This is a genomic window from Ferrovibrio sp. GW821-FHT12E11, assembly GCF_058806975.1.
Genome location: NZ_JBXAQG010000001.1, coordinates 1155815 through 1177473, shown reverse-complemented (window position 1 = coordinate 1177473; position 21659 = coordinate 1155815). Strand labels below are relative to the sequence as shown.

Here is a 21659-nt window from a genome sequence, read left to right as displayed (position 1 = left end):
TGCGATGAAACTGCCGATCTATCAGGTCGATGCCTTCGCCGATGCGGTGTTCAAGGGTAATCCGGCCGCGGTGATGCCGCTGGAAAGCTGGCTGCCCGACGATGTGATGCAGAACATCGCCGCCGAGAACAATGTGGCCGAGACCGCTTTCTTCGTGCCTGAGAATGACGGCTTCCGCCTGCGCTGGTTCACACCGGAAGTGGAGGTGGATCTTTGCGGCCATGCGACTCTGGCCAGTGCCTGGGTACTGTTCAACCGGCTGCAGTCGTCGCGCCGGCATGTCGATTTCTATACCAAAAGCGGCACGCTCACCGTGACCCAGGACGATGCTAGCCGTCGTTTGTCGCTGGATTTCCCGATCCGTCCGGCCCAGCCGGTGACGCCCGGTCCTGGTGTGGTGGAAGCCATGGGTGTGACGCCCGTCGAAGTGCTGGCGGCGCGCGACTATCTGCTGGTCTATGACGACGCGGCGAAAGTCCGTGCCATGAAGCCCGACATGATGGCACTGATGAAGATCGACAAATTCGCCGTCATCGTCACCGCACCCGGCGACAAACCCGGCATCGACTGCGTCTCGCGCTTCTTCGCACCGGCGAAGGGCATCCCGGAAGATCCGGTCACCGGTTCGGCCCATTGCAGCATCGTGCCTTATTGGGCCGCGAAGCTGGGGAAGATAGAAATCACGGCCTATCAAGCTTCGGCGCGCGGCGGCACGCTGCATTGCCGGCTGGAGGGTGAGCGCCTGCATATGGCCGGCACGGCCAAGCCCTTCCTGGAAGGTACGGTTACGCTTTGAGGCCAGCGAACAAGGTTCAGTTTCGGCGGTTGCCCCGATAATCGCCGGAAACCGGTGCAAGCCGGTCGGGCGCGGTGCTGTCCCCTGTTGAGCACCGCGCCCTTTTTCCTGTCTGATAGGCCTATGACCGACTCGCCAGACGCCACCATCTCTCCCGCTGCCGGCCCGGCCGATACGGCCGCGGTGCGCCGGCTGTTCACCGCCTATGCCGAGTCGCTGGATTTCAGCCTCTGCTTCCAGGGCTTCGACGAAGAACTGGCGGGGCTGCCGGGCAAATATGCGCCGGCAGAAAAAGGCGCCCTGCTGCTCGGTCGTCTCGGCGCCGATGCCGTGGGTGTCGTCGGCCTGCGCGACCTGGGCGACGGGATCGCCGAGATGAAACGGCTCTATATCGCACCGGAAGGCCGCGGCCAGAATCTGGGCCGGCGCCTGGCCGATGCCGTGATTGCCGAGGCCCGGCGTCTGGGCTACCGGGCGATCCGGCTGGATACCTTCCCCTCGATGGTGGCGGCCAATCGCATCTACGACACCTTGGGTTTTGGCGATATTCCGGCCTATTACGACAATCCCTTGCCCGGTGCGCGGTATCGTGAGCTGAAATTATGAACATTGTTCATTTTTATGAATAGTGATATGGTTTTCTCCAGAAACGGAGGAAACCATGAGCCAGGAACCCGCCAAAAAAGAGCCCATCGTCCTGTATGAGCGCGACGGCCGCGTCGCCCGCATCACGCTCAATCGTCCCGAACACCTGAACGCCATCCATGAGGACACGCCGGATGCGCTGCGCGCCGCCGTGGAGCGCGCCAACCAGGATGACGATGTGCATGTGATCCTGCTGACCGGCGCCGGGCGCGCCTTCTGCGCCGGCTACGACCTCAAGGAATACGCCGAGAAGCCCCGCCCGGTGAAAGGCAGCCAGGACATGCCCTGGGATCCGCTGGTGGATTACCAGTGGATGCGGCATTCGACCGACTGCTTCATGAGCCTGTGGCGCTCGCTGAAACCGGTGGTGGCCAAGGTGCGCGGCTTCGCCGTGGCAGGCGGCAGCGACATCGCGCTGTGCTGCGATCTGGTGGTGATGGCCGAGGATGCGAAGATCGGCTATCCGCCGGCGCGCATCTGGGGCTGCCCGACCACGGCCATGTGGGTCTATCGCCTGGGCGCCGAGAAGGCCAAGCGCATGCTGCTGACCGGCGATCTCATCGATGGTCGCACGGCCAAGGACTACGGCCTGGTGATCGACACGGTGCCCGAGGCCGCGCTGGACGATCATGTGGAAGCGCTGGTGGCGCGCATGGCCAGCGTGCCGAAGAACCAGCTGATGATGCAGAAAATGATGATCAACCAAGCTTATGACAATATGGGCTTGAATTCGACGCAGACGCTGGCGACGCTGTTCGATGGCATCACGCGGCATTCGCCTGAGGGCGTCGCTTTCAAGGCGCGCTGCGAGCAGATCGGTTTCAAGGCCGCCGTGAAGGAACGCGATGGCGGCGATCCGCTGGCCTGGAAAAATGCCCGCTGAAACCGCCGCGATAAGCGAGAAGAAGAAAAGCGGGCGGCGCGATGCCGTCCGCGCCTTCAAGCGCGATGCCATCCTGACGGCGGCGCGTGTGCTGTTTGCCCGCGACGGGCTGGATGGCACGACGCTGCGCGCCATCGCCGCCGAGGCCGGGGTCGCCGTCGGCACGGTGTATCTGCATTATCCCAGCAAGGAGGCGCTTTATGCCGACCTGCTGGCGGGATCGCTGGCCGACCTGCACAAACATCTGCGCGAAGCGGTGGCGAAGGCCGCCGCCGATGAGCAGCTGATGGCCGGGGCGCTGGCGTTCTATGACTTCTACCGCCGACGTCCCGATGACCTCTATCTCGGCCTCTACCTGGGTCAGGGCTTCCGTCCCACCAGTCTGACGCCGGAGCTGGACCGCCTGCTCAACGGGCGGATGATCCAGGGCTATACCGTGCTGGGCGATGCCATGCAGCGTCTGAGCAAGCTGGATCCGGAAGCGGTGCGGGCGGAAACCGTATCGCTGGTGGCGGCCGTCGGCGGCGCCCTGATGCTGGAAACCACCGGGCGACTGAAGGTGCTGGGCGATACCGGCGAAGCCGTGGTGCGCCGCCATGTGGATCACCTGATCGGGCGGTTGCGCGCCGGGCCCTGAGCGGCGAACATAGAGGCCCGCCCTGCGTTCTTCCGGTTCCATTTCAGAGAGTCTGCCGTGAGCAATTTCCGCGAAACCTTCCGCGGTTCTGTCGCCGCCTGGGAATGCGACCAGTACGGTCATATGAACGTGCAGTTCTATACCGCCCGCATCAGCGATGCGGCGGCCAGCGTGATGCTGGCGGCCGGTTTCGGCCAGGAGGCCTTCAAGGTCCACAAGCTGGGCATTGCCGCCGTCAATGCCGAGACCCGGTTCGTCAACGAGCTGCATGCGGGCGACCTGATCCGCATGGAAAGCGGCGTGACCCTGGCCGAGGGCAAGAAGATCAAGTTCCACCATCGCGTCTACAATGTGGAGACCGGTGCGCTCTGCATGCAGGCCGATGTGCTGGCGCTCTGCTTCGATCTGGTGCAGCGCAAGTCCGTCGCCTTGCCGGCCGACCTGCAGGCGGGCTTCAAGCGCGTGCTGGTCGACGCCAATGCCGCGCCGGTGCAGGAAGCGCTGCCGCCGGTGGAAGACGGCTTCGTGCCGACCGGACGCTCGCCGGTGCAGCCCTGGGAATGCGACCGCATGGGGCATCTGAACGTGCAGTTCTATCTCTCGCGGTTTGCCGAAGCCGAGAAACAGCTCCTGATGTCGCTGGGTTATGGCCCGACGCGACGTCAGGCCGACAAGGTGGCGGCGCGCCCGCTGCGGCATCGCATCCAGTTCAAGCGCGAGAATCACGAAGGCGCGGTGCTGCGCCTGCGGACCGGCATCCGCCGCGTAGCCGCCGATCGCCTGCATCTTTGTCATGAACTCTACGAGGCCGAGACCAACACGCTGTCGGCCACCTGTGAGGCCCTGCTGATTCTTGACCGTCTGGATGGCGGCGGTCCGCTGGCGCTGCCCGCCGATGTGCGGCAGGCGGCGGAAAACCTGAGCGCGCAGTTGCAGGCGCCACCCGCGCCGGAGCCACCGAGTGGGCCGCCGGTGCCGGACCTGCCGGTGCAGGGCATGCAGGAAACCTGTCGCGGGTCGGTGGATCGCTGGGAGGCCGAAGAAACCGGCCGCATGGCGACGCGCTTCTATATGGCGCAGTTCTCGCAGGCGGCCGGCAACATGCTGGCCGGCGGCGAGATGACGGCGGACAGCATGCGCGGGCAGGGTCTGGGTTCGGCGGCGCTGGATTACACCATCGACTATTTCCGCCCTCTCAATATTGGCGACGCCTATCTGGTGCGCACCGGTATCCTGGAGCTGCGCGAGAAGACCTGGCGGTTCTGCCATTTCCTGCTCGACAGCAACACGCAGCAGCCGCTGGCGCGCGCCGAGATCGTCGCGGTGCTGTTCGACCTCAAGGCCCGCAAGTCCATCGCGATGCCGGACAATGTGCGGCAGGCCTTCGCCAAGCGGCTGGTGACGCCGCAACCGGCGGAATAGGCCGGAGGAGAGGGCGCGATGGGAACCCTGCTGAATGTCTCGCTGCCCTTCTTCGGCCTGATCTTCGTCGGCTATGCCGCCGGCTATACCCGCATCATCACCGCGCAGGCCTATCTCGGCCTGAACGCCTTCGTGATCTGGTTCGCGCTGCCGGCGATGCTGTTCATCAAGATGGCGCAGGCACCGGTCTTCACGGCCTTCGATCCGAAATTCGTCGCCGCCTATACCGGCGGCGGCCTGATCGCCTGGGCCTTCACCGTGGGTTTGAGCCGTCTGCTGTTCCCGATCAGCTGGGGCGAGCGCGCCGTGCAGGGCATGGGCGCATCCTTCGGTAATGTCGGCTTCATGGGACTGCCGATCCTGGTGACGCTGTTCGGCGATGCCGCCGTGCTGCCGGCCGTACTGATTATCGTGTTCGACCACATCATCCTGATCCCGCTGACCACGGCGATCATCGAAGGCTCCAACGGCGGCCAGGCCTCGCTGGGCGCGATCTTCCGCCGCGTCGCCATCGGCATGGCGCGCAACCCGCTGATCATCTCCACCTTCGCCGGCCTGTTCTGGGGGCTGACCGGGCTGTCGCTGTTCGGCCCGCTGGAGACCTTGCTCAACCTGCTGGCCAATGCATCGGCGCCCTGCGCGCTGTTCGCGCTCGGTCTGACGCTGGTCGGCCGGCCGATCTCGGAAGGGTTGGAACAGATCTCGCTCACCGCCATCGGCAAGCTGGCGGTGCATCCGATCATGGTCTGGATGCTGGCGGCCTTCGTGCTGAAGCTCGACCCGTTCCTCACGGCGGTGGCGGTGATCCAGGCCTCGATGCCGACGGCGGCGAATGTTTATATCCTCGCCACCCAGCAGAATACCTATGTGCAGCGGGCGTCATCCACGATCCTGGTGACGACGGTGATCGCCACCGTCACCGTCTCGGCCTTCATGGTGCTGTTCACGGCCTACTAGAGCTTGGTCCTGACCGACCAGAGTTCGGGGAAGAAGCTGCGTTCCAGGGCCTGTCTCAGGTAAGCCACACCGGCGCTGCCGCCTGTTCCCTGGCGCATGCCGATGATGCGTTCCACCGTCTTCATGTGGCGGAAGCGCCATTGCTGGAAGCTGTCTTCCACATCCACCAGTTCCTCGGCCAGTTCGTAGAGATCGAAATGGGTCTCGGACTCGCGATAGATCGTGCCCCAGATGGCCTCGACGCGCTCGTCGGCTTGGTGCGGCTTCGTCACGTCGCGCTGCAGGATGTCATCGGGGACGGCGAGGCCGCGCCGGGCCAGCAGCCGCAGGGCCTCGTCATAGAGGCTCGGTGCCTCGAAGGCGGCCAGCAGCGGGCCATGGATGTCGGGGCGGTGCTGATGCGGCTTCAGCATCAGGGCATTCTTGGCGCCGAGCTTGAATTCGATCTGGCGGTACTGCCAGGACTGGAAGCCGGACGACGAGCCCAGCGCCGGTCGGAAGCGCAGATAGTCGGCCGGAGTCATGGTGGCCAGCACGTCCCAGGCCTGGATCAGCTGGACCTGGATGCGTGAGACGCGCGACAGGCATTTGAAGCTGGGGCCGAGATCGTCGCTGCGGATGCAGGCCATGGCCCGGTCCAGCTCGGCATTCAGCAGTTTCATCCACAATTCCTGGACCTGGTGGATGGTGATGAACAACAGCTCGTCGGGCTCACCCGAGAGCGGCTGCTGTGCCGCCAGCAGGGTATCCAGCCGCAGGTAGTCGCCATAGCTCATGCGGTCGGAGAAGTCGGTCTGGATGCCGTCCGTCGTCATGGTTCTTGCTCCCGGAAACGTTTTAAACCTAAAATATTTCCTGACAGACGGGAAGATGGAAAGCGCATGGCCCTGCTCGACCTGAAACGGCATTTCACGCATTTCCTCGGGGCCGATGCAGCCCGGCTGCATTTTGCCGCCCACAGCCATCATCCCTGGCCCGATGTCAGCCGCACGGCCCAGCTCTTGGCCTGGGATCAGGCGGCAGAACTGATCGACGACAAATGGGAGACCGTGCTGGGGCCGGTGCTGCAGGGCGTGCAGGGCCATATCGCGCGGCAACTGAGCCTGCCCGATCCGGCCAGTCTGGTCTTTGCGCCCAACACCCATGAGCTGGTGAAGCGGCTGCTGTCCTGTTTCCCGGCCAACCGCGCCATCCGCATCCTCACCAGCGATGGCGAATTCCATTCCTTCAGCCGGCAGATCGCCCGCATGGAGGAAGAGGGGCTGGCGCGGGTGCAGCGGGTCGCCACCGAACCCTTCGAGAGCTTCGCCGAGCGCTTTGCCGAAGCGGCGCTGATCGGCCATGACCTGATCTATGTCAGCCAGGTGTTTTTCAATTCCGGTTTCGCGCTGGAGGATTTCGACCGGCTGGTCGCCGCGGCCGGCGAAGCCATGCTGGTGGTGGACGGCTATCACGGTTTCATGGCGCGGCCGACCGACTGGTCGGCCCATGCCGCGCGGCTCTTCTATCTGGCCGGCGGCTACAAATACGCCATGGCGGGCGAGGGCGCCTGTTTCATGCATTGCCCGCCCGGCTGGGGTGCGCGGCCGCGCGATACCGGCTGGTATGCCGCTTTCGGGGCGCTGAGCAGCAGCGATGGCGGCGTGGGCTATGCCGCCGATGGCTGGCGCTTCATGGGCGCCACCTTCGATCCCTCGGGGCTGTACCGCTTCCGCGCGGTGCAGGACTGGCTGCAGGCCGAGGGCATCACCGTGGCCATGATCCATGACCATGTGCGCGAACTGCAGCACCGCTTCATCGCCGGCCTGCCGAAGGGACCGCTGACCGCGCAGCAACTGCTGCTGCCGGTACAGCTGCCGCACGGCAATTTCCTCACCTTCGATCTCGATGACGCCGAGGCCGTGCAGCAGCGGCTGTCAAAGGCCGGCGTGATCACCGATCATCGCGGCCGCCGCCTGCGCATCGGTTTCGGCCTGTATCACAGTGCCGCCGATATCGATGCGCTGCTGCTGCGGCTTCAGGACTTGTAAGACGGGTCCTTGGCATCCAGCAGCCGCAGCAGGCCGGCCCAGGCCAGGCCGCTGACATCGATCTTCATGCCCTGGACCTGCTGTTTCACCAGCGACTGCACGCCGGGCTGCGGCGGATGCAGCCTGGCGCCGCCGCTCATGGCGCGCACCTGGGCCTGACAGGCGCGTTCCAGCAGGTGGATGTTGAGGAAGGCCTGCGCCACGGTTTTGCCGCAGGCCAGCGTGCCGTGGTTGCGCAGGATCATCAGGTTGTTCTGACCCAGATCGGCGACCAGCCGCTCGCGTTCATCGAGGTTGAGCGCGATGCCTTCAAACTCGTGGTAGCTCAGTGTGCTCAGTGCCACCATGGCGGTCTGGCTCAACGGCAGCAGACCATCGGCCATGGCCGAAACCGCGATACCGTCGCCGGTATGCAGGTGCAGCACGCAGCCGACATCGTGACGGGCGGCATGCACGGCGGAATGGATGGTGAAGCCGGCCGGATTGATGATGTAGGCGGTGGGCGAGACGATATTGCCGTCCAGATCCACCTTCACCAGCGACGAGGCCGTGATCTCGTGGAACATCCAGCCATAGGGGTTGATCAGAAAGTGTTCATTCGGCCCCGGCACCCGGGCGGAAATATGGGTGAAAATCAGGTCGTCCCAGCCGTAATGCGCCACCAGGCGATAGGCGGCAGCAAGGTCGGTGCGGGTCTGCCATTCTTCCGGCGACACCTGTGTGCGGACATCGGCAACCGGCTGAAGGGCTGCGGCAGCGGGCGGGGTCATTTGTGTTCCTCCGGTTCTTTTTATTGGACTTTAGTCTGATCCATCGGCGGCAAACGGTCAAATCGGCTGACGTCTGTCCAATGGTGCAGTGCAGGGCATAACACGCACATAAAATTTTCTTGCTCCGAGCAACGTATACGACCAATGATGGCGACGCTCGATTTACATTCCGAATCAAAACACAGCCGGAAACCGGCGAAACATCCTTGGGAGGATACGATGACCGAGCGTAAAGATACCCCCATTGCGTCCAAAAACTCGGGCGCGTCCAAGAAGCCCGGCCGTCGCCAGTTCCTGCGTGGCGCCGGTCTGGCTGGCGCCGCCGCCGTTGCCACCGTGGCAATGCCGAGCGTATCGCGGGCCCAGACGGTGACGCTGAAATACCAGTCGACCTGGCCGACCAAGGACATCTTCCACGAGATGGCCTCCGACTTCGCCACCCGCGTCAACGATCTTTCGGGCGGTCGCCTGAAGCTGGACGTGCTGGCCGCCGGTTCGGTGGTGCCCGCCTTCGGCATGCAGGATGCCGTGCATAGCGGCGTGCTGGATGCCGGCCACGGCGTGTCGGCCTACTGGTATGGCAAGCACAAGGCCTTTTCGCTGTTCGGCACCGTGCCGCCCTATGGCTGGGATGCCAACGGCGTGATGGCCTGGATGAACTACGGCGGTGGCTACAAGCTCTATAACGAGCTGATGCATGACATCCTGAAGCTGAATCTCGTCGGCTTCATGTCGGGTCCGATGCCGGCGCAGCCGCTCGGCTGGTTCAAGAAGGAAATCAAGACCGCCGACGACCTGAAGGGTATGAAATACCGCACGGTTGGTCTTTCGGCCGATCTGTTCAAGGAAATGGGCGCGGCCGTCACCATCGTGGCCGGCGGTGAAATCGTGCCGGCGATGGATCGCGGCCTGCTGGACGGTGCCGAGTTCAACAACCCGTCGTCAGACCGCGTGCTGGGCTTCCCGGACGTTTCGAAGGTCTACATGCTGCAGAGCTATCACCAGGCTGCAGAAATGTTCGAAATCCTGTTCAACAAGACCAAGTACGACAGCCTGCCGGCTGAGCAGAAGCAGATCCTGAAATATGCTGCCGAGGCTTCTTCCGCCGATATGTCGTGGAAGGCGCTCGACCGCTATTCGAAGGACCTGGCCGAGATGCAGACCAAGGACAAGGTGCGCGTCTTCCGCACGCCGCGCGTGGTACAGGATGCGCAGCTCAAGGCCTGGGATGTCGTGCTGAAGGCGCAGAACGAGGAATCCTTCTTCGCCAAGGTCAGCAAGTCGCAGATCGATTGGGTGCGCCGTACGGTGCGCTACGAACTGCTGAACAACCCGAGCAAGGAAGTGGCTTACAACCATTTCTTCAATCGCAAGGGCTGATACGAAGCACGTCGAGTATTTGCGGGAACCGCCGGGCGACCGGCGGTTCCCGTCGTTTAAGTGGGACATGCATAAACGCCGCATAAAACAGGCGGAATACGCGGAACAGGGACGCGCATGGATAACAAGCTGGTTTTCTGGATCGACACCATCAACACCTGGCTGGGCAAAGCATTCGGCTGGTGCATCCTGCTGCTGACGGCGGCGACGAGTTACGAGGTCTTCGCCCGCTATGTGCTGGGCGCGCCCACGGAATGGGCTTTCGATGCGGCCTACATCCTTTATGGCACGCTGTTCATGATGGCCGGCGCCTATACGCTGGCCCGCAACAGCCATGTGCGCGGCGACTGGATCTATCGCAACTGGAAGCCGAGCACCCAGGCCAAATCGGACCTGATCCTCTATTTCCTGTTCTTCTTTCCCGGCATAATCACGCTGTTCTACATCGGCTGGGACTATGCCGCCTATTCATGGTCGGTGAAGGAGCGCAGCCTGTTCACGCCGGCCGGCCCGATCATCTATCCCTTCAAGACCATTATTCCGATTGCCGGCGTGATGCTGATCGCCCAGGGCGTCGCAGAGGTGCTGCGCTGCATCTATTGCATCAAAAATGGAAACTGGCCGCCCCGCCTGGGCGATGTTGAGGAGCTGGAACAGGTGTTGCAGAAGCAGTATGGCACTGAAGGTGCCAACGGGGAGAAGGTGTGATGACGGATCCCCAGGTCGGCATCCTGATGCTGGTGGTGTTCCTGTTCGCCATCGGCTTCGGCTTCCCCATCGCCTTCACCCTCATGGCCATCGGCGTCGGCTTCGGCTACTACGCCATGGGCAGCCATATCTTCGAACTCTTCGTGCAGCGCACCTTCAGCGTCATGGCCAATGACGTTCTGATATCCGTGCCGCTATTCCTGTTCATGGGCTACATCGTCGAACGCGCGAACATCCTGGACCGATTATTCTTGAGTATCGAGCTGGCAGCGAAAAACCTGCCAGGCTCGCTGGCGGTGGCGACATTGCTGACCTGCGCGCTGTTTGCCACGGCCACCGGCATCGTCGGCGCCGTGGTGACGCTGATGAGCCTGCTGGCCCTGCCGGCCATGCTGCGTGCGGGCTATGACCCCAAGCTGGCGGCCGGCGTGGTCTGCGCCGGTGGCTGTCTGGGCATTCTGATCCCACCCAGCGTGTTGCTGATCCTGTACGGCGCCACGGCGGGTGTGTCGGTGGTCAAGCTCTATGCCGGCGCCTTCCTGCCGGGCCTGATGCTGGCCGGCCTGTATATGGCCTATGTGATCGGTCGTGCGGTGATCAATCCCTCGCTGGCGCCCAAGCCGCCGAAGGAAATCCTCGATGTGCCGCTCAGCAAGGTGATCTGGGCTCTGGCAACGTCTTTCCTGCCGCTGGCCCTGCTGATCGTCACTGTGCTGGGCGCCATCCTGTTCGGCCTCGCGACGCCGACCGAAGCGGCCGCCGTGGGTGCCGCGGGCGCCATCGTGCTGGCGATCAGCTACAACAGCTTCAGCTTCGCCAAACTGACGGAATCGGTCTACCTGACCGCCCGGTCGGCGGCGATGGTGTGCTGGCTGTTCGTCGGTTCGGCCACCTTCTCGGCGGTGTTTGCCTATCTGAATGGCCATGAAGTGGTGCGCGCGCTGATCGACTATCTCGATCTGTCAGGCACGCAGTTCATGATCCTGGCCCAGTTCATCATCTTCCTGCTGGGCTGGCCGCTGGAATGGACCGAGATCATCATTATCTTCGTGCCAATCTTCCTGCCGCTGCTGCAGCATTACGGTGTCGATCCGCTGTTCTTCGGCATCCTGGTGGCACTGAACCTGCAGACCTCCTTCCTCACCCCACCGGTGGCGATGGCGGCCTTCTACTGCAAGGGCGTGGCACCGAAGAGTCTGTCAATCGACGACATCTTCAAGGGCATCTATCCCTTCGTCTTCATCGTCTTGCTGGCGATGGTGCTGATGTACATCTTCCCGGAGATCGCACTCTGGCTGCCGGACCAGCTCTATGGCAGCGGTGCCGATACCGGGAGCATCCAGCCGGGTGGCGAAACCGGCAGCACGACACTGTTCGAGCCGGATGCGCCGGTCGACAACGAGGGCGAGGTTGCCGCGCCGGCTGACTGACCATCACCTGCGACAGACAAAAAAAGGGCCGGAGATATCCGGCCCTTTTCATGTGGCTGTGTTGCAGATCAGGCGGCGTAGAAGCTCTTGCCGCCAGCTGCCATGTCACGCAGCAGCTTGGGCGGCGTGAAGCGGGCGCCATGCTTCTGCGCTAGCTGGTCGCATTCGGCGACAAACGGCTGCACGCCGACGGTATCGATATTGCTGATCGTACCGCCACGGAAGGGCGGGAAGCCCCAGCCCATGATCGAGCCGACATCGGCATCACGGATGTCGATGATGACGTTTTCCTCGACGCAGCGGGCGGTCTCGACCGACTGGATATAGACCATGCGCTTGATCACATCGGCCAGCGCCGGCTGCTCGGCCTTGACCGGGAACTGCTCGGCGAGGCCGGACCACAGCTTCTTCTTGCCGTCGGCCGGATACTCGTAAAAGCCCTTGCCGGCCTTCTTGCCCAGGCGGCTGAGCTTTTCCACCATCAGCGTCAGCACCGGGGCCGAGCCATCGGGCTTGTAAGCCGCGCCGAGGTCCTTCTGCGTCTGGGCGCGGACGCGATGCATCAGCTCCAACGACACTTCGTCGGCCAGGGCCAGCGGACCGACCGGCATGCCGGCGGCCTTGCCGGCATTCTCGATCAGGGCCGGGGCGACACCCTCGGCCAGCAGGGTCAGGCCTTCGTTCACGTAGGTGGCGAAGACGCGGCTGGTGTAGAAGCCGCGGCTGTCATTGACGACAATCGGCGTCTTGCGGATCTTCTTCACGAAGTCCATGGCGCGGGCCAGCGTTTCGTCCGAAGTCTGCTTGCCGCGGATGATTTCCACCAGCGGCATCTTGTCGACCGGCGAGAAGAAATGCAGGCCGATGAAATTGGCCGGCCGGCTGCTGGCTTCGGCCAGGCCGCTGATCGGCAGCGTCGAGGTGTTGGAGGCGAAGATGGCGGTCGGTGCGATCTGTGCCTCGGCCTTCTTGGTCACGTCGGCCTTAATAGCGCGGTCCTCGAACACGGCCTCGATCACCATGTCGCAGCCCTTGAGGTCGTCGTAAGACGTCGTGGCCGTGATCAGGCCGAGCTGCTTCTCCTTGTCGGCCTCGCTGGCTTTTTTGGCTTTCACGCGCTTATCCAGAAGCCCGGCGGTATAGGCCTTGCCCTTGTCGGCCGACTCCTGCGTGCTGTCCAGCAGCACGACTTGGAGGCCGGCCGAGGAGGCGGAATAAGCAATCCCCGCACCCATCATGCCGGCACCGAGGATACCGATCTTGGTATAGGCCTGCGTCGGCACGTTCTTCGGGCGATTGGCCAGCTTGTTGGCGTCGCCAATCGAGAAGAACAGCGAGCGGATCATGTTGCGCGCTTCCTTCGACTGCGTGCAGGCGACGAAATAGCGGCTTTCGATCTTCAGGCCGGTATCGATATCGACCAGCATGCCCTCATAGACGCAGGACATGATGTATTGCGCATTGGGATAGTTGCCGAGCGTCTTGGCGCGCAGCATGGCATTGCCGGCGGTGAAGATCTGCGCACCCTTGGGCGTGTTGGCGGCTTCCGGCACGCGGAAGCCCTTCTGATCCCAGGGCTTCACATGACCGGTCTGGCCCTCGGCCAGGATCCAGGCCTTGGCACGGGCGAGCAGTTCTGCGGGCGCGACGACCTCGTCGACCATGCCGAGCGCCAGGGCGGCCTTGGGATCGACCTTCTTGCCTTCCAGCATCATGGGGAGCGCCTTGGACACGCCGATCAGGCGCGGCAGGCGCTGGGTACCGCCGGCACCCGGCAGCAGCCCGATGGTGGCTTCCGGCAGGCCGATCAGCGCTTTCGGATTATCGGCGGCGATGCGGCGATGGCAGGACAGGCATATCTCGTAGCCGCCGCCCAGCGCCGTGCCGTTCATGGCGGCGACGAAGGGCTTGCCGGCCTTTTCGATGTCGCGGAACAGCTTCTGCAGGCCGAAGCTGTTCTGCAGCGCCTGGGCCGCATCCTTGCTTTCCTTCAGCAGGTTGGTCAGGTCGGCGCCGGCGACAAAGTCGTTCTTCGCCGAGGTGACGATCACACCCTTCACGGCCTTGTCGCCAATCGCCTTGTAGACCGCCTCGCGGAAGGCGGCGAGGCTGTCGCCGTTCATCACATTCATCGGCCGGTCGGCCATGTTCCAGGTAATGGAGGCGACGCCGTCGCCGTCAACGCTATAGTCGATCATGTTTCTGCCCTGATCCTGTATGGCGCTTAGACGCGCTCGATGATGGTGGCGGTGCCCATGCCGGCGCCGACGCAGAGCGTGACCAGCGCCGTGCTCTTGCCGGTACGCTCCAGTTCGTCGACCATAGTGCCCAGGATCATTGCGCCGGTAGCACCCAGCGGATGACCCAGCGCGATGGCGCCGCCATTCACGTTGATCTTGTCATGCGGAATGTTGAGCGCCTGCATGAAGCGCAGCACTACCGAGGCGAAGGCTTCATTCAGTTCGTAGAGGTCGATGTCAGACGGCTTCATGCCGGCCAGCCGCAGGGCCTTCTCGGCAGCAAACGAAGGTCCGGTCAGCATGATGGTCGGCTCCGAGCCGATGGAGGCGAAGCTGCGGATGCGGGCGCGCGGCTTCAGGCCCGAGGCCTTGCCGGCTTCCTTGTTGCCGATCAGCACGGCGGCGGCGCCGTCGACGATGCCGGATGAATTGCCGGCATGATGCACATGCTCGATGCGCTCGACCTCGGGGTAGCGCTGGGTGGCGACGGAATCGAAGCCGAACTGCTCGCCCATCACGGCGAAGGACGGATCGAGCGAAGCCAGGGTCTGCATGGTGGTTTCGGGGCGCAGATGCTCGTCGCGGTCGAGAATCGTCAGGCCGTTGATGTCCTTGACCGGAATGATCGACTTCTTGAAGCGGCCTTCGTCCCAGGAACGCTTGGCGCGCTTCTGGCTTTCAACCGCGTAAGAATCGACATCGTCGCGGCTGAAGCCGTATTTGGTGGCGATCAGGTCGGCCGAGATGCCTTGCGGCACGAAATAGGTCGAGATCGCCACGGCCGGATCGGTGGCCCAGGCACCGCCATCGGAGCCCATCGGCACGCGGCTCATGCTTTCGACGCCGCCGCCGATCGCCATCTGCGACTGGCCGGACATGACCTGTGCGGCCGCCATGTTGCAGGCTTCCAGACCGGAGGCGCAGAAGCGGTTGATCTGCACGCCGGCGGTGGTCTCGGCATAACCGGACTGGATCACGGCGACGCGGGCGATATCGGCGCCCTGTTCGCCCACCGGCATGACGCAGCCCAGCACCACGTCGTCCACGAGCGAGGTGTCGAGTTCGTTGCGGTCGCGCACGGCTTCCAGGGCCGTGGTGGCGAGGCGCATCGGGGTGACTTCATGCAGGGCGCCGCTGGCGCGGCCCTTGCCGCGCGGCGTGCGCACGGCGTCATAGATGAAGGCTTCGGTCATGGTTTCTCTCCCTGGGCTTGTTATTCCGCCGGATTCCCGGATTACAAAGTACGGCTGATCAGTTCCTTCATGATTTCGTTGGTGCCGCCATAGATGCGCTGCACGCGGGCATCGGCATAGGCGCGGGTGATCGGATATTCCCACATGAAGCCGTAGCCGCCGAACAGCTGCAGGCAGCGGTCGAGCAGCTTGCACTGCAGGTCGCTGCACCAGTATTTCGCCATCGCCGCGGTAGCCGGGTCCAGCTTGTGCTGGGCGACCAGTTCGATGCATTTGTCGACAAAGACGCGGGCGATCTGGGTTTCGGTCTTCAGCTCGGCCAGCTCGAACTTGGTGTTCTGGAAATCGATGACCGACTTGCCGAAAGCCTTACGCTCGCGGGTGTAGTCGATGGTCCATTTCAAGGCGCCCTCGCAGCCGGCCACCGCCATGATGGCGATCTGCAGCCGCTCCCAGGCCAGTTCCTGCATCAGGTAGAAGAAGCCCTGGCCTTCGCCGCCCAGCATGTTTTCCGGCGGTACGCGCACATCGGAGAAAAACAGCTCCGAGGTGTCCTGGGCCTTCATGCCCAGCTTTTCCAGGTTGCGCCCCTTGGTGAAGCCCTCGCGGCCGGTCTCGACCAGGAACAGCGTGGTGCCCTTGGCGCCTTCCTTCGGGTTGGTCTTGGTCACGACAATCACCAGGTCGGCATTCTGGCCGTTGGTGATGAAGGTCTTCTGGCCATTGATAACGTATTCGTTGCCGTCCTTGATAGCTGTGGTCTTCACCGCCTGCAGATCGCTGCCGCCGCTAGGCTCGGTCATGGCGATGGCGCCGATCACTTCGCCGGTGGCCATCTTGGGCAGCCACTTCTTCTTCTGCTCTTCCGAGCCATAGGCGAGGATATAGGGCGCGACGATGTCGGAATGCAGCGAGAAGCCGGGACCGGTGCAGCCGGTATAGGCCTGCTCTTCCATCAGAATGGCGGAATAGAGCCGGTCGACGCCCGAGCCGCCGTATTCCTCCGGCATGGTGGCGCAGAGGAAGCCGTTCTCGCCGGCCTTGCGCCAGATCTCTTTCGGCACCACGCCGTCTTCTTCCCATTTGGCGTGATTGGGGACGACTTCGCGCTCAAAGAACTTGCGCGCCGCCTCGCGGAACATCTGATGATCTTCCGTATAGATGCTCCGCGGGATGCCGTATTCGGTCATTCTCTTTATTTCCTCCGGCTAGACTTGGGCCATGCACTGCACGGCTAGTCCTGTTTAGAAATTGGCGGCCTTCAGCATCATGGTGCTTTCCGAGCCGGCCTGGATCTTGGCCAGCTGCGCCGCCGTGTCGGGCAGCATGCGTTCCATGAAGAAGCGGGCGGTGATCAGCTTGGTCTCGTAGAAATCCTTGTCCTCGGCGCCTTCGGCCAGTTTCTGCTTGGCCACCTGGGCCATGCGGGCCCACATGAAGCCGAGCGTGACCAGAGCGAAGAGGTTGAGGTAATCCCAGGAAGCGGCGCCGGCTTCGTCGGGATTCTTCAGGCCGCGCTCGCTGACCACGGCGGTGGCGGTCTGCAGACGGGCGAAAGCCTTGGCCAGCGGCATGACGAAATCCTTGCCGATGGCCGGGTTCATCATGTTCTCTTCGATGAAGCTTGAGACGGGGTGGAAGAAGCGGCGGGCGAGGCGGCCGATACCGGTCGGCAGCTTGCGGCCGACCAGGTCGAGCGCCTGGATGCCATTGGCGCCTTCATAGATCATGGCAATGCGGGCATCGCGCACGAACTGCTCCATGCCCCATTCGGCGATATAGCCGTGGCCGCCATAGACCTGCTGGGCCATGGTGGCGCACTGGTAGCCGTAATCGGTCATGTAGGCCTTCACCATCGGCGTCAGGAAGGCGACCAGATCGTCGGCCTCCTGGCGGCGCTCCTCATCGGGATGCTTGGCGGCGATGTCCAGCTCGATGCCGGTCCACAGCGCCAGCGCGCGGCTGCCCTCGACGAAAGCCTTGATGGTCAGCAGCATGCGCCGGATGTCCGGATGCACGATGATCGGATCGGCCGGCTTTTCCGGATTCTTGGTGCCGGTGATCGAGCGACCCTGGAGCCGGTCATTGGCATAGGTGAGCGCGTTCTGGTAGGCGACCTCGGCCTGGGAGAGGCCCTGTACGCCGACACCGAGGCGGGCGGCATTCATCATCACGAACATCGCCTGCATGCCCTTGTGCATCTTGCCGACCAGCCAGCCCTTGGCGTTGTCGTAGTTCAGCACGCAGGTGGAGTTGCCGTGGATGCCCATCTTGTGCTCGATCGAGCCACAGCTGACGCCGTTGCGGGCACCCAGCGAGCCATCGGCATTCACGAGGAACTTCGGCACCACGAAGAGGCTGACGCCCTTGATGCCTTCCGGGCCGCCCGGAATCTTGGCCAGCACCAGATGGATGATGTTTTCGGCCATGTCATGTTCGCCGGCCGAGATGAAGATCTTGGTGCCGGTGATCAGGTAGCTGCCGTCCGCCTGCGGCTCGGCCTTGGTGCGCATCAGGCCCAGATCGGTGCCGCAATGGGGCTCGGTCAGGTTCATGGTGCCGGTCCATTTGCCGGACGCCATGTTGGGCAGATACATGTCCTTCTGCTCTTCCGAGCCGTGCCGCAGCAGCGCCTCGTAGGCGCCATGGGTCAGGCCGGGATACATGGCAAAGGCCATGTTGGCCGAGGACTGGATTTCCGCCATGGCGATGCCCAGCACATGGGGCAGGCCCTGGCCGCCGTATTTTTCCTCGGCGGTCAGCGCGCCCCAGCCGGCCTCGCAATACTTCTCATAGGCGGCCTTGAAGCCGGTCGGCGTGGTGACCACGCCGTTGTCCCATTTGCAGCCTTCCAGATCGCCAACGCGGTTCAGCGGCGCAGTGACCTCGCTCATGAACTTGCCGCCTTCTTCCAGCACGGCATCGATCACATCGCGGCTGGCATCGGTGAAGCCCAGCAGGTTGCTCATCTTTTCCATCTGCAGCACATCGTGCAGCACGAACTGGAAGTCCTTGATCGGGGCGGTATAGCTCGGCATGGCCTGTCTCCCTCAATCCCTGCTTAATTGCGCAGGGGCTTGCCCTTGGTGAGCATATGTTCGATGCGGTCCAGCGTGGCGTTGGTCTTGATCAGCGCCATGAAGTTCTCGCGTTCCAGCTCCAGCAGTTTCTTCTCGGTCACCACTTCGGTGATGTCGGTGTTGCCGCCCGAGACCACATTGGCCAGCGCGCCGGAGACAACGACATCATGCTTGGTGGCCTTGCCCTGCTGGGCGAAGCCTTCGACGGCCAGGCTCATCGCCGCCTTGGCCGTGGGGCCCGGCAGGCTGATCTCCACCGGCACCGGCGGCTTGTAGTCTTCCGCCAGCTTCAGCGCCTTGGCCTTGGCATCGGCCAGCAGGCGACGGCGGTTCATGGTGATGCCGTCGCTGTCGCGCAGGATCAGCATGTCGCGGGCTTCCATCGCCGAGGTCGCAACCTTGGCGGTCGAGATCGCCTCGAACACCTGGGCCAGCGCCGGCATCGGACCGCCGGGGCGACGCTTGTTGGTGATGGCGCGGGTGATCAGCTCCTTGCAGCCGCCCCAGCCCGGGATGACGCCGACGCCGACTTCCACCAGACCCATATAGCTTTCGGCATGGGCCTGAATGGCGGATGAATGCAGCGTGATCTCGCAGCCGCCGCCCAGCGCCATGCCGGCGACCGCCGACACGACCGGGAAGGGCGCGTATTTCAGCTTCATATAGGCGTCCTGGCCTTCGCTGATGCCCTGCTCGATGGCCGGCCACATGGCGATGTTGGCCTGGAACAAGGCAATGCCGACATTGGCGCCGACCGAGAAGTTGTCGGCGTCATGGCCGATGATCAGGGCCTTGAAGCCCTTCTTGTCGATCTTACCGGCTTCCTTGACCATGGCGATGATGTCGGCATCCACCGCATTCATCTTGGTGTGGAATTCCAGGCAGGCGACGCCGTCGCCCACATCCCACAGGCTGGCACCCTTGTTCGATGAAATCGGCTGCTTGCCGCGCTTCTTGTCGGCCAGCATCCAGGCATCGGGCGCCACCACGATCTCGGCATAGTCGCCCGACGGCATCAGGCGATAGGCCTTGTCGCCCTCTTCCTTGTAGAAGGGGCGGCCGGCGGCAATTTCCACCATCTTCGGCACCGGCATGCCAGATGCTTTCAGCTTGTCGGCAAACCACTGGGTGCCGAGCTGGTCGATCTGCTGGTAGGGGCCGTATTTCCAGGCATAGCCGGTCTTCATCGCGGTATCGACGGCGGCGATGTCGTCAACGATCTCCGGGACCAGGTCGGCGGCATAGGACAGCACGCGGCTCAGCACGCCCCAGGCATACTGGCCGCCCTTGTCGGGGTGTTCGACCAGGGCGCGCAGGCCCTTGCGGGCGACTTTCGCGGATTCGAGATTGGCGCGGATGCTAGGCCGGAATTCGCCGGTCTTGAGATCCAGCGCTTCCTTGCCGCGGGCGCGGTAGAAGCCGCCCTTGCCCTTGCGGCCGGTATAGCCGTCCTTGATCAGCTTCTGCATCAGGGCGTTCAGCGGATGATCCGCCTTGTAGAACTGATGCAGCGGATCGGTCTTGGGCAGGGTCTTCAGCATCGAACCGACCACATAGGGACCGAGATCGATGCCGGTGAGGTCGGCCAGACCGAAGATGCCGGTCTTGGGCACGCCCATCGGCTTGCCGACGATGCTGTCGGCTTCCTCGACGGTGAGGCCGAGGTCATAGGCCAGCGCGGTGGCGACCGTCGACCAGTAGATGCCGATACGGTTGGCGATGAAGCCGGGACGATCCTGGCAGTCGACCACTTCCTTACCGAGCTTGACGTCGCCGAACTGGCGCAGCGATTCCACCACGTCGGTCTTGGTCTTCGGACCCTTCACCAGTTCGAACAGCCGCATGTAGCGCGGCGGGTTGAAGAAGTGGGTGACGGCGAAATCGGCGGCGAAGCTTTCCGGCAGGCCTTCGGTCAGCAGGTCGAGCGGGATCGTCGAGGTATTCGAAGTGACGATCGAACCCTTCTTGCGCTTCTGCTCAAGCTGGGCGTAGAGCTTCCGCTTCAGCTCGACATTCTCGATGATCGCCTCGCAGATCCAATCCACGTCGGCCAGCTTGTCGAGGTCGTCTTCCAGATTGCCCGGGGTGACCAGCTTGGCCACGCGCGGATGCATGAACGGCGCTGGCTTGGTCTTCAGCATCTTCTCGATGGCGCCCTTGGCCAGCGCGCTGCGGTCATTGGCACCCTGCGGCACGATATCCAGCAGGATGACGGGGATGCCGGCATTGGCGACATGGGCGGCAATGCCGGACCCCATCACACCGGCGCCGATCACCGCGACTTTCTTGATCTCGGTCATGATCTGACTGCTCCGGTGCGACTTAGACGGCTTCCAGAACGGTGGCGATGCCCTGACCGCCGCCGATGCACTGGGTGGCCAGCGCGAACTGCTTGCCTTCACGCTTCAGCAGCGACGCGGCCTTGCCGGTGATGCGTGCACCGGTGGCGCCCATCGGATGACCTAAGGCGATGGCGCCGCCGTCCAGATTGACCTTCTTCATGTCGTATTTGGCTTCGGCGACGCAGGCGAGCGCCTGGGCGCCGAAGGCTTCGTTCAGTTCGATGATGTCGATATCGCCGAGCTTCAGCCCGGCGCGCTCCAGCGCCTTCTTGGTGGCCGGCACCGGACCGATGCCCATCATCTCCGGCGCACAGCCGGCGACAGCCACCGACTTGATGCGGGCCAGGACCTTGAGGCCATGGGCTTTGGCGAAATCTTCCGAGCAGACCAGCGTGGCGGACGCGCCATCGGTCAGCGGTGACGAGGTGCCGGCAGTGACGGTGCCCTTCTCATCAAAAGCCGGATTGAGGCCGGCGAGGCCTTCCGCCGTGGTCTCCGGGCGGATGCAGCCGTCGAGTTCGACGCGGTTGTTGCCGTCGACGATGGCGACGATCTCGTCCTTCAGCTTGCCGGCCTTCTGGGCTGCCAGCGCCTTGGCATGGCTTTCGACAGCCATCTGTTCCTGGGCCTTGCGGTCGATGCCGTATTTCTTGGCCAGATTTTCCGCGGTGATGCCCATGGAGACATAGGCCTGCGGATATTCCTTCAGCAGGGTCGGGTTGGGCAGGGTGTTGAAGCCACCCATCGGCACGCGGGTCATGCTTTCGACGCCGGCGCAGATGAAGGCCTCGCCGGCGTTCATCTGGATGGCGCCGGCAGCCTGATGGATGCTCTGCATGGACGAACCGCAGAAGCGGTTCACCGTGGTGCCGGCCGCATCCTGCGGGATGCCGGCCAGGAAGCTGATCAGGCGGGCGACGTTCAGGCCCTGCTCGCCCTCAGGGAAGGCGCAGCCGACAATCACGTCCTCGATGGCTTTGGGGTCGACGCCGGTGCGCTCGATCAGGGCCTTGATCACCTGCGCGGTCAGGTCGTCGGGGCGAACCTTGGCCAGCGCGCCCTTGCGGGCCAGCGTGAAGGGCGAGCGGGCGTAGCCGGCAATCACCACGTTGCGCATCATGACGGAGTCTCCTTCGAGAACGGACA

At 63.5% G+C, this 21659-nt stretch carries 18 protein-coding genes; 10 read left to right on the top strand and 8 right to left on the bottom strand.

The window, feature by feature from the left end:
* The first annotated feature begins 4 nt into the window (after positions 1-4).
* The 6 genes from AC1ROT_RS05810 (at position 5) to AC1ROT_RS05785 (ending at position 5340) form a co-directional block, all read left to right on the top strand.
* Entirely contained in the window at positions 5-796 is a 792-nt protein-coding gene (locus tag AC1ROT_RS05810; protein ID WP_492997724.1) for a PhzF family phenazine biosynthesis protein, read from the top strand.
* A gap of 123 nt (positions 797-919) precedes the next feature.
* A complete protein-coding gene (locus AC1ROT_RS05805) occupies positions 920-1402 on the top strand; it encodes a GNAT family N-acetyltransferase (protein WP_492997722.1) in 483 nt (160 codons plus the stop codon).
* Positions 1403-1457: 55 nt separating this feature from the next.
* On the top strand, positions 1458-2324 hold the full coding sequence (locus AC1ROT_RS05800) for a crotonase/enoyl-CoA hydratase family protein (RefSeq protein ID WP_492969610.1): 867 nt from the start codon (positions 1458-1460) through the stop codon (positions 2322-2324).
* On the top strand, positions 2314-2961 hold the full coding sequence (locus AC1ROT_RS05795; RefSeq protein ID WP_492997720.1) for a TetR/AcrR family transcriptional regulator: 648 nt from the start codon (positions 2314-2316) through the stop codon (positions 2959-2961). The genes AC1ROT_RS05800 and AC1ROT_RS05795 overlap by 11 nt, the downstream gene beginning before the upstream one ends.
* Positions 2962-3018: 57 nt before the next feature.
* The gene (locus tag AC1ROT_RS05790) at positions 3019-4383 is read left to right on the top strand and encodes an acyl-CoA thioesterase (protein ID WP_492997718.1); all 1365 of its coding nucleotides are present in this window, start codon (positions 3019-3021) and stop codon (positions 4381-4383) included.
* 18 nt (positions 4384-4401) lie between these two features.
* Complete coding sequence (locus AC1ROT_RS05785) at positions 4402-5340, top strand: AEC family transporter (protein ID WP_492969613.1); 939 nt, start codon at positions 4402-4404, stop codon at positions 5338-5340.
* Here AC1ROT_RS05785 and kynA read toward each other — a convergent pair.
* On the bottom strand, positions 5337-6155 hold the full coding sequence (kynA, locus tag AC1ROT_RS05780; protein ID WP_492997716.1) for a tryptophan 2,3-dioxygenase: 819 nt from the start codon (positions 6153-6155) through the stop codon (positions 5337-5339). The genes AC1ROT_RS05785 and kynA overlap by 4 nt on opposite strands.
* Before the next feature lie 66 nt (positions 6156-6221).
* Between kynA and AC1ROT_RS05775 the strand changes: the two genes are divergently transcribed.
* Positions 6222-7370 (top strand): aminotransferase class V-fold PLP-dependent enzyme, encoded by a 1149-nt coding sequence (locus AC1ROT_RS05775; RefSeq protein WP_492997714.1) that lies wholly within the window; start codon positions 6222-6224, stop codon positions 7368-7370.
* Here AC1ROT_RS05775 and AC1ROT_RS05770 read toward each other — a convergent pair.
* The gene (locus tag AC1ROT_RS05770) at positions 7358-8140 is read right to left on the bottom strand and encodes a class II aldolase/adducin family protein (RefSeq protein ID WP_492997713.1); all 783 of its coding nucleotides are present in this window, start codon (positions 8138-8140) and stop codon (positions 7358-7360) included. The two genes, AC1ROT_RS05775 and AC1ROT_RS05770, sit on opposite strands and share 13 nt — an antisense overlap.
* A 219-nt stretch (positions 8141-8359) precedes the next feature.
* On the opposite strand from AC1ROT_RS05770, the gene AC1ROT_RS05765 reads away from it, so the two are divergent.
* The 3 genes from AC1ROT_RS05765 to AC1ROT_RS05755 all read left to right on the top strand — a co-directional run bounded on the left by AC1ROT_RS05765 (position 8360) and on the right by AC1ROT_RS05755 (position 11658).
* The gene (locus AC1ROT_RS05765) at positions 8360-9520 is read left to right on the top strand and encodes a TRAP transporter substrate-binding protein (protein ID WP_492969617.1); all 1161 of its coding nucleotides are present in this window, start codon (positions 8360-8362) and stop codon (positions 9518-9520) included.
* 117 nt (positions 9521-9637) lie between these two features.
* Positions 9638-10228: a TRAP transporter small permease subunit gene (locus AC1ROT_RS05760; protein ID WP_492997712.1), complete on the top strand. Its 591-nt coding sequence runs from the start codon at positions 9638-9640 to the stop codon at positions 10226-10228.
* Positions 10228-11658: a TRAP transporter large permease gene (locus AC1ROT_RS05755; protein WP_492969619.1), complete on the top strand. Its 1431-nt coding sequence runs from the start codon at positions 10228-10230 to the stop codon at positions 11656-11658. The genes AC1ROT_RS05760 and AC1ROT_RS05755 overlap by 1 nt, the downstream gene beginning before the upstream one ends.
* 68 nt (positions 11659-11726) lie before the next feature.
* On the opposite strand, the gene AC1ROT_RS05750 is transcribed toward AC1ROT_RS05755, so the two are convergent.
* The 6 genes from AC1ROT_RS05750 to AC1ROT_RS05725 are packed head-to-tail and all read right to left on the bottom strand — an operon-like array spanning position 11727 to position 21630.
* The gene (locus AC1ROT_RS05750) at positions 11727-13856 is read right to left on the bottom strand and encodes a 3-hydroxyacyl-CoA dehydrogenase NAD-binding domain-containing protein (RefSeq protein ID WP_492997710.1); all 2130 of its coding nucleotides are present in this window, start codon (positions 13854-13856) and stop codon (positions 11727-11729) included.
* Positions 13857-13882: 26 nt separating this feature from the next.
* Positions 13883-15091 (bottom strand): acetyl-CoA C-acetyltransferase, encoded by a 1209-nt coding sequence (locus AC1ROT_RS05745; protein ID WP_492969621.1) that lies wholly within the window; start codon positions 15089-15091, stop codon positions 13883-13885.
* A 41-nt stretch (positions 15092-15132) separates the two neighbouring features.
* Positions 15133-16281, bottom strand: a complete 1149-nt coding sequence (locus AC1ROT_RS05740) for an acyl-CoA dehydrogenase family protein (RefSeq protein WP_492997708.1) — start codon at positions 16279-16281, stop codon at positions 15133-15135.
* 54 nt (positions 16282-16335) lie between these two features.
* Entirely contained in the window at positions 16336-18129 is a 1794-nt protein-coding gene (locus AC1ROT_RS05735) for an acyl-CoA dehydrogenase C-terminal domain-containing protein (protein ID WP_492997706.1), read from the bottom strand.
* Between the two features lie 23 nt (positions 18130-18152).
* Positions 18153-20471, bottom strand: a complete 2319-nt coding sequence (locus tag AC1ROT_RS05730) for a 3-hydroxyacyl-CoA dehydrogenase/enoyl-CoA hydratase family protein (protein WP_492997703.1) — start codon at positions 20469-20471, stop codon at positions 18153-18155.
* 22 nt (positions 20472-20493) lie between these two features.
* Positions 20494-21630, bottom strand: a complete 1137-nt coding sequence (locus AC1ROT_RS05725) for a thiolase family protein (RefSeq protein WP_492970757.1) — start codon at positions 21628-21630, stop codon at positions 20494-20496.
* Positions 21631-21659: the final 29 nt, after the last annotated feature.